Here is a 10555-nt window from a genome sequence, read left to right as displayed (position 1 = left end):
GGGGTAACGACGGCGAGGCAGTTGTTACGACTGTGCATGAACATCCTTAGCCATCAAGGGCGGGCAGACATCGCTCCTGGACGTCGGCCCTACCGCGTCTGAAATGTGTAAGCGACAACGTTGTCAGCAAATTGTGAGCATACCCGCTTGAAAAGCACACGCTCGTAACAATTCGGTCAGACTTCTCAGACCACACCAGCCGGGCAGGAAGTTTCGATGTGGCGTTGTTCAGGACACCATCAATCAACTTTAACGCCAAAAAACAAACCGACCGCCGGTTATAACGCCTGCGGTTCGCACTTATTACCCGGACGGGACGAATCGCTGTCCGGCGCGTCGAGGGTTTCATCGCAGGACGATCGGCGGTGGTTACACCCGCCGCCCGCGCCCCCGCGACGCCCATCGGCCCCCACATACGGAGACGGGAGCCGTCGGCCGTAACCGGCCGACGTGCTCCCGTCCTCGATGAAACCGCTACGTACGCGGCTTGCGGTGCGCCGGTCGCTTGGCGAACTCGCGCCGCGGCGCCCGGCTCATGCTGCGATGCGCCGGCGGGCCCTGATCCAGCTGCAACTGGATCAGCTGACCGCTGATCCGGGTCCGCCGCAGGGCGTCCAGCGTCTCCGGCGGCAGATCCGCCGGCAGCTCGACCAGGCTGTAGTCGGGCCGGATGCTGATATGGCCGAAGTCACTGCGCTGCAGGCCGCCCTCGTTCGCGATCGCACCCACGATCGCGCCCGGGACCACCCGATGCCGCTTGCCCACCGCGATCCGATAGGTCGCCATGTCGGCGTCGGTGTCGCGGTGCCGCGAACGGGCCGGACCCCGGTCGTAGTCGTCGCGGCGCTCGTACCGGTCGTCGTCGCGGCGGCGGTCGTAACCGTCCTCCCGGCGCGGCCGTTCCCGGCGCACCGGCTCCGGATCGGGCTCGAGGAAGAAGTTGTTGCCGTCGTGCGAACCGACCGCCAGCGCCGCCGCGATATCGGCCAGCGGGATATTGTGCTCGGCCTCGTAGTCCTCGATCAGCTTGCGGAACAGTCCCAGGCTGTCCGAGGACAGGTTCTCGGTGATGGTGTCGCCGAACTTCACCACGCGCTGCGCGTTGACGTCGTCGACACTGGGCAGCCGCATCTCGGTGACGGTCTGCTTGGTGGCCCGCTCGATCGCGTCCAGCAGCCGGCGCTCGCGCGGCGCCACGAACAGCAGCGCGGTACCCGTACGGCCGGCGCGGCCCGTGCGGCCGATGCGGTGCACGTAGGACTCGGTGTCGTGCGGGATGTCGTAGTTCACCACGTGCGAGATGCGGTCCACGTCCAGACCGCGCGCCGCCACATCGGTGGCGACCAGGATGTCGAGCGTGCCGGCCTTCAGCTGGCCGATCGTGCGCTCCCGCTGGTTCTGCGCGATGTCACCGTTGATCGCCGCCGCCGAATAGCCGCGCGCACGCAGCTTCTCGGCCAGCTCCTCGGTGGCCTGCTTGGTCCGCACGAACATGATGATCGCCTCGAACGGCTCCACCTCGAGGATGCGGGTCAGCGCGTCCAGCTTGCGCTGATGCGACACCAGCACCCAGCGCTGATCGATATTGGTGTTCGTGGTGGTCTTGGTCTTGACCGTGATCTCGACCGGATCCTTCAGATACTGCTTGGAGATCCGGCGGATCGTGGTCGGCATGGTCGCCGAGAACAGGGCCACCTGCTTGTCGGCGGGCGTATCGCGCAGGATGCGCTCGACGTCCTCCTGGAAGCCCATCTTCAGCATCTCGTCGGCCTCGTCCAGGACGAGGTAGCGCAGCTGGGTCAGGTCCAGGGTGCCGCGCTCGAGGTGATCGATGACGCGACCGGGGGTACCGACCACCACCTGCGCGCCCCGGCGCAGGCCGGACAGCTGCACCGCGTAGTTCTGGCCACCGTAGATCGGCAGCACGTGCACGCCGGGCAGGTGCTGGGAGTAGCGGCCGAACGCCTCGGCCACCTGGATCGCCAGCTCACGGGTGGGTGCCAGCACCAGTGCCTGCGGCGCCTTGCTCCGGCCGGGCTCGATACCCATCAGCACCGGGATCGCGAAGGCCGCGGTCTTACCGGTACCGGTCTGGGCCAGACCCACTACGTCGTGGCCGTCCAGCAGCGGCGGGATGGTGGCCGCCTGGATCGGCGACGGGGATTCGTAACCGACATCCTTGATCGCGGTCAGGATGCGGTCGTCGATACCGAGATCGGAGAAGGACGGGCCCGATGCGTCCCTCGTATCGGCAAGGGCTGCGTCGTCGGCCGGTGAGGTGCTCATTGACAACCAGCTTAATGCCTGCAGGTAGCCGACTCGGCCATCGGCCCAATACCGTGAGACGTATGCAACCGCAGCAGCAGTCCGAGACGCCGGTCACCGGCGCCGAATCGGGCGTTCCGACCGAGCAACCTCCGATAGCGGACACCGGCTGGACCTCCGCCGTAGCGACGCCGTCCGGCCCCGTCGGAACCGTGGTGCTCGATACGGTTCCCGCGCCCGCCACGCAGCCGGTTCCCGCCGGTCCGAGTCCGGTCGAGGTGGCGGTGGTGCAGTTCGATCCGCACACCGATGTGAGCGCCAATCTGGCCGCGCTGCGCGAGCATGTGCGGACCGCGGCGGAGCTGGGTGCCCGGGTCGTGGTCGCGCCCGAGTACTCGATGTTCGCGGTGTCGCGGCTCGACGAGCGGATGGTGGCGGTGGCCGAACCGCTGACCGGGCCGTTCGTGTCTGCGCTGCGCGGGATGGCGGCGGAGTTCGGCGTCCATCTGGTGGCGGGCGTGGTCGAAGAGGCACCCGATGCCGGGCCCGGGCGGGTCTACAACACGCTGGTCGCCGCCGCGCCGACCGCCGAGTTCGCCGCCGTCTACCGCAAGGTGCATCTCTACGACGCCTTCGGAATGCGGGAATCCGACATCGTCGCGCCCGGCCCGATCGCCGAGCCCGCGGTGTTCACCGTCGACGGACTCGTCTTCGGCATGCAGACCTGCTACGACCTGCGCTTCCCGGAGGGCAGCCGCCGCTTGGCCGCGGCCGGTGCCCAGGTGATCGCGCTCGCCGCCCAGTGGATGCCGGGTCCCGGCAAGGTCGACCAGTGGACGACGCTGCTGCGGGCGCGCGCGATCGAGAACACCGTGTACGTCGCGGCTTCCGATCACGCCACCCCGCGCGCGGTCGGCGCGTCGATGATCATCGACCCGGCCGGCGCGGTGCTCTCCGAACTCGGTGACCAGCCCGGAATCGCCACCGCCCGGATCGATCCGGCCGTGCTGGACCGGGTCCGGACCGCGAATCCGAGCCTGTCGCTACGCCGATTCGAGATCGCCGCCCGCTGACCGGCTGCCCTAAACTGGCACTGATGCACTATCCCGATCGGTTCGCGGCCGGTCGCACGCTGGGCGGGCTGCTGCTGCACCTGCGCGGGATCGACCCGCTGATACTGGGACTGCCGCGCGGCGGTGTCCCGGTAGCCGCCGCGGTGCGCGCGTTGATCGGCGGCGATCTCGACATTCTGCTGGTCCGCAAGCTCGGCGTCCCCGGTCAGCCGGAGCTGGCGATGGGTGCGATCGGCGAAGGCGGTGTGCGCGTATTGAATTCCGACGTGCTGCGCCGGGCCCGCGTCACCCCCGAGGAGCTGGCGCGGGTCGAGCGGGCGGAGACCGCCGAACTGTCCCGCCGCACCGAGTTGCGCGGCGAGCTGCCGCCCCGGCTACCGCTGACCGGCCGGACCGTGGTGCTGGTCGACGACGGCATGGCCACCGGCGCCACCGCGGCGGCCGCGGTCGCGGTGGCCCGCGCCCAGCGGCCCGACCGGATCGTGGTGGCGGTACCGGTGGCGTCCGGCGAGGCGTTGGACCGGTTGCGGGAAGTGGCCGACGAGGTCGTCTGCCCGTACGCGCCTGCCGATCTGGGCGGCGTCGGGGGTGCGTACGTGGACTTTCATCAGCTCACCGACGGCGAGGTGGTGGAACTGTTGACCGACGCGAACAGTGGCGGGTGATTAGTCTCACCAGCCGGCGGTGGGCCGCAGGCGGACCGTGTCGGCGGTGATGCGCTCGGCGGCGGCGAGCGGGGTGCGGAGCAGGTCCGCGAAGGCTTCCGCGGTGACCGGGGTGATCTCCACCTCGGTGCGGGTGTGGACGGCGTAGCGGCCGTCGCCGCGGACGTCGATCCAGCACAGGACGGCCAGGGGGCGCAGCGCGCCGGTGTCGCGGCGGGCGGAGATCACCATTTGCCCGAGGCCGTCGCGGGGGCGGGACAGGAGGCGGCGGACGGCGGCAGCGGGGGACGGTTCTTCGGGGACTGCGGCGCCGAGTGGGCCGGGCGCGGGTGCCGGGCCGGGGATGGCGAAGGGGCTCGTGGGAGCGGGGGAGATCGCGGGTGGCTGCCGGTGCGGCGCCTTCGGCGCGGCCGCCGGGCCGGGGGTGGCGAAGGGGCCGGCGGGAGTGCCTGGAGCCGTGGGCATTCGGTGCGGGGCGGCGGGGCGGTCGGTGGCCTTGACCTGGTCTACCGGCGCGCTCAGGCGCGGCCCGGAGCCGGGCGGCATCTCGGGGAGGAATGAAACTATCCGAGCTGCAAGGGTTTTCATCGTGCCAGTGACAAGTATGACGTCGGCGCCGCGGTCGGCGCGCGGGCCGGGCTGCTGGGCGGCGACGACCGTGACCGCACCTGCGGCCACGCCCAGCACCCGCACCGGATGCGGGCCGGCGGTGCCGTACACCTCGACTCGGATGTCGGGGCGGGTCAGCACGCGCAGGGCCGCGGTCAGGTCCGCGTCGAGTTCGGTTGCGCACCAATCCAGCAGGGCCGGGAGCTGAGCGGCGCGCTCGGCACTGTCGCGGGCCGAGCGACGGACCGCGAGCGGGTAGGGGATACGGTCACCGTCGATCCGTTCCCAGGCCAGGGCGAACCGGTCCGGTGTCAGGGTCCACCTCATCAGGCGCGGACCACACCCGCGAGTCGCCCCGACCACCCCTCGACCACGACGACACCACGAGTATGGGCTCGCCGCGACCGGTCGCCCGCAGCGCGGTGCCCGAGATCCGGCACCATCGCGTCCGAAACCTCAGTCATCGTCGGACCATTCGCCCAGGACCGCGGGGCCCGGCGGGGTGAGTTCGCCGATCAGATCGTGCGGAGGCTCCGGGAAATCGGGATCGAAGTCGTAGTCGTACTCGTCCTCGTCGGCACGGTCCCGGCGCACGGGGGCGGCCGATGGTCCGGACGCGCGATGCGCAGCGTCGTCGGCCACGAAGACGCCGCCGGCCAGGCCGCCGACCATGCCCGCGCCGACCCCGGTCACGGTGTCGGTCGTGCCCTGGTCGGTGTCGCGATGGGCGTCCTTGCGCCGGGCGTCGTCGGAGTTCGCGGCGTCGGCGGCCCGGGTCCGCACGGCCCGGGTGCCGGGTGTACCGGTGCGCGTATCAGGTTGCGACACAGGCGATTCGGTGAGGGCATCGGCTCGCCGCAGCGCCGCGGGATCCGTCGCGGCGGAGGCGGGCGCGGGCGCACCAGGCGCCATCGCGGCAGGCGCGACGCCGCCCGGCGCCGAGCCGAGACCGGTCCCCTGCTGCGGCAGATCGGGAGTCGCCGCACCGGGCGCGACGTTCGGGACGTTGGGAATCTGCGGGCCCGGCGCCGCCGTGGGCCCCGGAGCTTCGGACGCCGCGATCACCGGCGCACCGGCATCGGGCGGACCACCGGTGACCGGCTGCCCGGGCGCCGGATGCCGCGGCCCGGCCGATCCCATCCGGGTGATCGGCGCGGTGGTCGCCGAATCGTCCGGGCCGTCGATGAACGCCGGCACCCCGGACCCGCTGGCCAGGAACGCACCCACATAGACGCTGTTCATGATCCGCACCAGGTCCTGGCGCTGATCGTCGCTGACCTTCTGCGCGTCGGTATTCGCCACCGCCTGTTTCGGATCCAGGAGCGCACCGTCGAGATCCGGCTGCGCGGACGATGGTTCGGCGACCGCGGACCGCAGATTCTCGGCCGCGTCGTTGGCCTGCCCCAGCCGGGTCGAGACCTCGCCCATCACATCGGCCAGATGCCGGCCCCAGCGTTCGAAGTCGGTGATCGCCTGCGCCGCGGTGTCCGCCGCGGTCCCGCACCAGCCGCCGTCCAGCGCACCGCGAATATCGTTGTGCGCCTGCTGAACCGCGGCCGCCAGACCGGCCGAGGCCTGCTGCCAGGCCTGCGCGCCGGCGGTGATCTCGCGCGGGTCCAGGGCCGCGACACCACGATGGATGTCGGCGGCGGTGAGGTGATCGAATTCCTCGGCCACCGGGGCGTAGTCGGGGTCGGCCGCGTCCGCGCCGCTGATCCTATGCATGGGGGCCGTCGTTTCCGGCGCGGCCGAGCGCGCCCGCCATCTCGTCGTCGTGCTGGGCGTAGGCCTTGGCCGCGAGCCGCAGCGCGAACGCCAGCTTGCGGGCCGCCACGCTGTAGTCGTTGAGCAGTTGCAGGGCGTCGCCGGCCTTCTTCGCGAAGCCGCGGCGCAGATCGTCACCGGAGGCGAAACCTCCGGCGGCCACACCGCCGAAGCCGGTCACGTTCAGTGCCGCCGCCAGCACGTCGATCTGCTGGTCGATCTGATCGGCCAGTGTCTCGTAGCTGGTCGCGCAGCGCTCGGGTGTCCCGTCGCGGACCAGTACCCCGTTCATCCACAGCCGGCCGTCGTCGACGGCCTGCAATACCGCGGCGACCTCACCACCCGCGTCGATATCCGTCGCGTCCCCGCCGTCGTCCACCATCGAAGCCCCCTTCGCACGCGAGTCCCGTCTGAACCTATCCCCGTCTGCCCCACCGGGTCCAGCCGGTGACGCCCCTGCGCCGCCCGCGCCGGCCGCGGGACCGGCCGGCCGACACGCGTCCCGGGTGGGCCCCTCGGGCCCGGTGCGGCCACGGCGACTGATTACCCTGATGGCGTCGGCGCGCACGGAGGCGGGGCCGGAACTACGGGGCGTGTCCGAAACACAGGAGGGCCGCGATTGAATCTGTTCGGTGATCGTGTCGTGTGCTGCACCGCGGACCTGGTGGCGGCCGCCCGCTGCGAGTTCGCGCTGCTGCGTGCCCTCGACGCCGAACTCGGTCTGGTGCCCGCGGTCGTGGTCGCGCCGGCCGTCACCGCGGATCCGCACGGCGACCTGCCGATCGACCTGGCCAACACCGGTTCCGGCCGGGTGGTCCGGGTGGACCCGCCCGGGTCCGGGTCCCTGACCGCGCTGCACGACGCGCAGGAGCGGACGCTGGCCGCGCTCGGCGAGGGCGCGGACGTGATCGTGGGCGCCACCTTCTTCGACGGTTTCTTCGTCTCCTCCGGTGTGCTGCTGACCCGCACCGCGCCGCTCGGTGACCGCCGGCCCGGACCCGAGGTCACCGAACACACCGTCGTGGTGGCCGGCGACGCCGGCGAACCGGTCTCGGACCCGGCGGCGGTCGGCCTGCTCGACGGCACACCCGCGGGCCCGACCCGCTACGAACTGCGGCGCCGGATGACCACCGACTCGCTGGTCGCCACTCTGACCGAACTCGCTGCCTGTGCGGATGCCATGCAACGCAACGGTTTCCAGGTATCACCAGAACTGCGTGTGCTGAACTCCGACGATGTCGACCAGGTGTATCAGCTGGCGGAACCGGCGGCGGTCTACTCGGCTCGCCGGCGCCGCCTCGCCGCCATCCTGGAGGCGAAACAGAACGAGCTGCTCCCGGTGCAGTGGGGCGATCGCCGCTACCTGGCCTGCGGCCACTGCCCCACCTGCACGGCCGCGCTGTCCACCGGCCGCGACCTGCTGCTGATCGCGGGCCTGCGCCCGGCGCTGCGCGCCCAGCTGCGCGACGCCGGGATCACCACCATCGACCGGCTCGCGCACACCACGACCGCGGTGACCGGGGTCGCCGACCGGACGCTGAAACTGGTGCAGCGCCAAGCGGAACTGCAGCTGCGGCGCGAACGCACCGGCCAACCCGCCTACGCGATCACCGAGCCGGAGGCGCTGGCGGCGCTGCCGGTGCCCACCGCCGGCGACGTGTTCCTGGCCGTGGACACCACCGCGGCGACGTCGGGCCGGGTCGACGCGATCGGGGTCGCGGTCCTGCCCGCCTCGGTCCCCGAGGACGGCGGCGAGTCCCCGATCCTGTTCCACGCCTTCGAGATCGACGACGATCCGGCTGCCCTGCCCGAATACCTGGCCGACCGCCGGCGGCGGTATCCGAACCTGCGGATCTACCACTGCCACACCCCGGCCCGGCAGCTGCTCGCCCAATTGTGTTCGCGCTGCGACAACGGCGACGAGATCACCGCCGACCTGCTCGGCGCCCTGATCGACCTGCATCCCATCGTGTGCACGGCGCTGGTCATGGGCGAACGGTCCGCCGGCCCCGCCGATCTCGTGGTGGCGCTGGGCGGCGAGCCGGATCCGGTGACCGCCGGCAACACCGAGCCGGACCTGGAGTCGGACTGCGTCAATACCCTGATCCTGCGAGATCGGTTGTACGAGTTCGCCGTCGAGCACGAAATCCAGGCCGCGCCGCCGCCGCCCGACACCGGTACCGAACTTCCGTCGGCGGTGGAGGCGGCGCTGCGCGAGTACGCCGCCGACGACCGCACCCCGCCCGCGGCGGCCGAGACGGCGGCACGCACGGCGGCGGTGCTGGGCTATCACCGGCGCGAGCGCCTGCCGCTGCACTGGGCGCACACCGACCGGCTGCACCGGCCGGTGGCCGAATGGTCCGATACCGCAGGAGTTCTGGCCGCCGACCGGGGTGCGGTCGACACCGACTGGCACAGCACCGGCGAGGGACCGATGCGCCGCTACCTGACCCTGACCGGCCGGCTCGGCACCGGCAGCGTGCCGCCGCCGGGTACCGCGGTGCTGACCCTGTACGACCACCCGGTGCCCGGGCTGCGGTCGACCCCCGGGCGGCGCGGCTTCGCCCGCGCCACCGTCCTGGGGTCGGCGCTGGACGCGGACTTCGCCGACACCGTGCGCGTGGTCGAGCTGCTGCCGGCCGGCTGCGAGCCGTACCCGCAGCTGCCGATCGCGATCGTGCCGGGACCGCCGGTGCCGACCGAGCATATCTCCGCCGCGCTGGAGGAGACGGCGCACCGGCTGCTGGTCAGCCTGCCGGAACGGCCCGCCGACGCCGCTTTCGACCTGTTGGCCCGGCGTCCGCCGCGACTGCTGTCGGGCGGTGCGCTGCCCGAGGTGTGCGGCGATCACGCGGCCGCGGTGACGGCGGCGGTGCTGGATCTCGACGATTCCTGGCTGGCGGTGCAGGGGCCGTCGGGCACCGGCAAGATCGATGTGATCGGGCGGGTGATCGAGCGGCTGGTGACCCGCAACCGGTGGCGGGTCGGCGTGGTCGCGCAGTCGCACGCCGCGGTCGAGCGCATCCTCGACGAGGTGGTGCGGGCGGGGGTACTACCCGAGCTGGTGGCCAAGTCGGATGCCAATACCGTTGCGGCGGAATGGCTCTCGATCGACATCGAGCGGTATCCCCGGTTCCTGGACAATGCGGTGAACGGCTGCGTGATCGGCGGCCTGCCCGAGGCCTTCGCCGACCCCGAGTGCGTGGCGCCGGGTGCCCTGGACCTGCTGGTGATCGCCGACGCGGGCCGGCTGCCGCTTGCCGACACCGTCGCGGTCGCCGGCTCGGCCCGGAACCTGTTGCTGCTGGGCGACCCGGTCCCGCTCGACCCGGGCCGCCCCGCGGGACCCGGCCTGCACCCGGAACCGGTGCACTGCTCGGCGCTGGGTTGGCTGCTCGGCGAAAGCCCGACGCTCCCAACGGAATTCGGCTACTTCCTGGACCGCACCTGGCGGCTGCACCCCACCCTGTGCCGCCCGGTATCACGGCTGCGCTACGGGAACCGGCTGCGCTCCAACGAAACCGTCACGCTCGCAAGGGATCTGGACGGAGTGCCGGCCGGGGTCGCGATGGTGCCGGTCGAACACCACGGCAACAGCACCGAATCCGCCGAGGAAGCCCGCGAAATCGTGCGCCAGGTGCGCGGCCTGCTGGGCCTGCAGTGGCGGCAGGGCGCGCTCACCCGGCGACTGCACCCGCACGACATCCTGGTCATCACCCCCTACCACGCCCAGCAGGCGCGGATCCGAGCCCTGTTGTCCCGGGCCCGGATCGAGGACGTGATGGTCGGCACCCCGGACCGATTCGCCGGCCGGGAAGCCGCGGTGGTGCTCATCTCCATGGCCACCTCCTCCCCCAGCGACGCACCGCACGGGATCGGGGCGCTGCTGTCCCGGCACTGGATCGGCACCGCGGTGTCACGGGCGATGTGGACCGCCGTCATCGTCGGTTCACCGCTGCTCACCGCGTATCTCCCCGAGACACCCGAGCAGCTCACCGATCTCGCGGCCTACCTGGAACTGGGCGCGCAGTAGAGCTCGCTGACCGGCAGCACCGGGTGTGCGACCGGCCTGCGCCCGCGCTCCGGAGACAAGACCGGAGATTCGGGGTGGGGTACTGTTTTTCCGGATATCCGTTCGGGGGCGAGCCGGTCCGTGGGGCGGCCGGCTGGTGAGAGGAT

The 10555-nt window shown here is 71.7% G+C and carries 8 protein-coding genes; 3 read left to right on the top strand and 5 right to left on the bottom strand.

From position 1 onward, the window contains the following. Positions 1 to 474 precede the first annotated feature (474 nt). Positions 475 to 2286, bottom strand: coding sequence for a DEAD/DEAH box helicase (locus EBN03_RS01775; protein WP_122186055.1), 1812 nt, complete (start codon positions 2284 to 2286; stop codon positions 475 to 477). Between the two features lie 62 nt (positions 2287 to 2348). Between EBN03_RS01775 and EBN03_RS01770 the strand changes: the two genes are divergently transcribed. Then, positions 2349 to 3338 carry a carbon-nitrogen hydrolase family protein gene (locus EBN03_RS01770; protein WP_122186054.1) on the top strand — a complete coding sequence of 330 codons (990 nt, stop codon included), beginning with the start codon at positions 2349 to 2351 and terminating at the stop codon, positions 3336 to 3338. Between the two features lie 23 nt (positions 3339 to 3361). Continuing rightward, positions 3362 to 4003, top strand: coding sequence for a phosphoribosyltransferase (locus EBN03_RS01765; protein WP_122186053.1), 642 nt, complete (start codon positions 3362 to 3364; stop codon positions 4001 to 4003). A gap of 6 nt (positions 4004 to 4009) precedes the next feature. On the opposite strand, the gene EBN03_RS01760 is transcribed toward EBN03_RS01765, so the two are convergent. Genes EBN03_RS01760 through EBN03_RS01750 form a run of 4 tightly spaced genes read right to left on the bottom strand, consistent with a single transcriptional unit; the run spans position 4010 to position 6758 of the window. Beyond that, positions 4010 to 4939 carry an ESX secretion-associated protein EspG gene (locus tag EBN03_RS01760; protein ID WP_122186052.1) on the bottom strand — a complete coding sequence of 310 codons (930 nt, stop codon included), beginning with the start codon at positions 4937 to 4939 and terminating at the stop codon, positions 4010 to 4012. Then, positions 4939 to 5076: a hypothetical protein gene (locus tag EBN03_RS33960; RefSeq protein ID WP_158675505.1), complete on the bottom strand. Its 138-nt coding sequence runs from the start codon at positions 5074 to 5076 to the stop codon at positions 4939 to 4941. The genes EBN03_RS01760 and EBN03_RS33960 overlap by 1 nt, the downstream gene beginning before the upstream one ends. Continuing rightward, the gene (locus EBN03_RS01755; protein WP_122186051.1) at positions 5069 to 6337 is read right to left on the bottom strand and encodes a WXG100 family type VII secretion target; all 1269 of its coding nucleotides are present in this window, start codon (positions 6335 to 6337) and stop codon (positions 5069 to 5071) included. The genes EBN03_RS33960 and EBN03_RS01755 overlap by 8 nt, the downstream gene beginning before the upstream one ends. Continuing rightward, entirely contained in the window at positions 6330 to 6758 is a 429-nt protein-coding gene (locus tag EBN03_RS01750) for a hypothetical protein (protein WP_122186050.1), read from the bottom strand. The genes EBN03_RS01755 and EBN03_RS01750 overlap by 8 nt, the downstream gene beginning before the upstream one ends. 237 nt (positions 6759 to 6995) lie before the next feature. Here EBN03_RS01750 and EBN03_RS01745 point away from each other — a divergent pair, with 237 nt between their 5' ends. Further along, the gene (locus EBN03_RS01745; RefSeq protein WP_122186049.1) at positions 6996 to 10409 is read left to right on the top strand and encodes a bifunctional RecB family nuclease/DEAD/DEAH box helicase; all 3414 of its coding nucleotides are present in this window, start codon (positions 6996 to 6998) and stop codon (positions 10407 to 10409) included. Positions 10410 to 10555: the final 146 nt, after the last annotated feature.

This window comes from Nocardia stercoris (genome assembly GCF_003696265.1).
Lineage (GTDB): Bacteria > Actinomycetota > Actinomycetes > Mycobacteriales > Mycobacteriaceae > Nocardia > Nocardia stercoris.
This window is presented reverse-complemented; position numbering and strand designations above follow the sequence as displayed.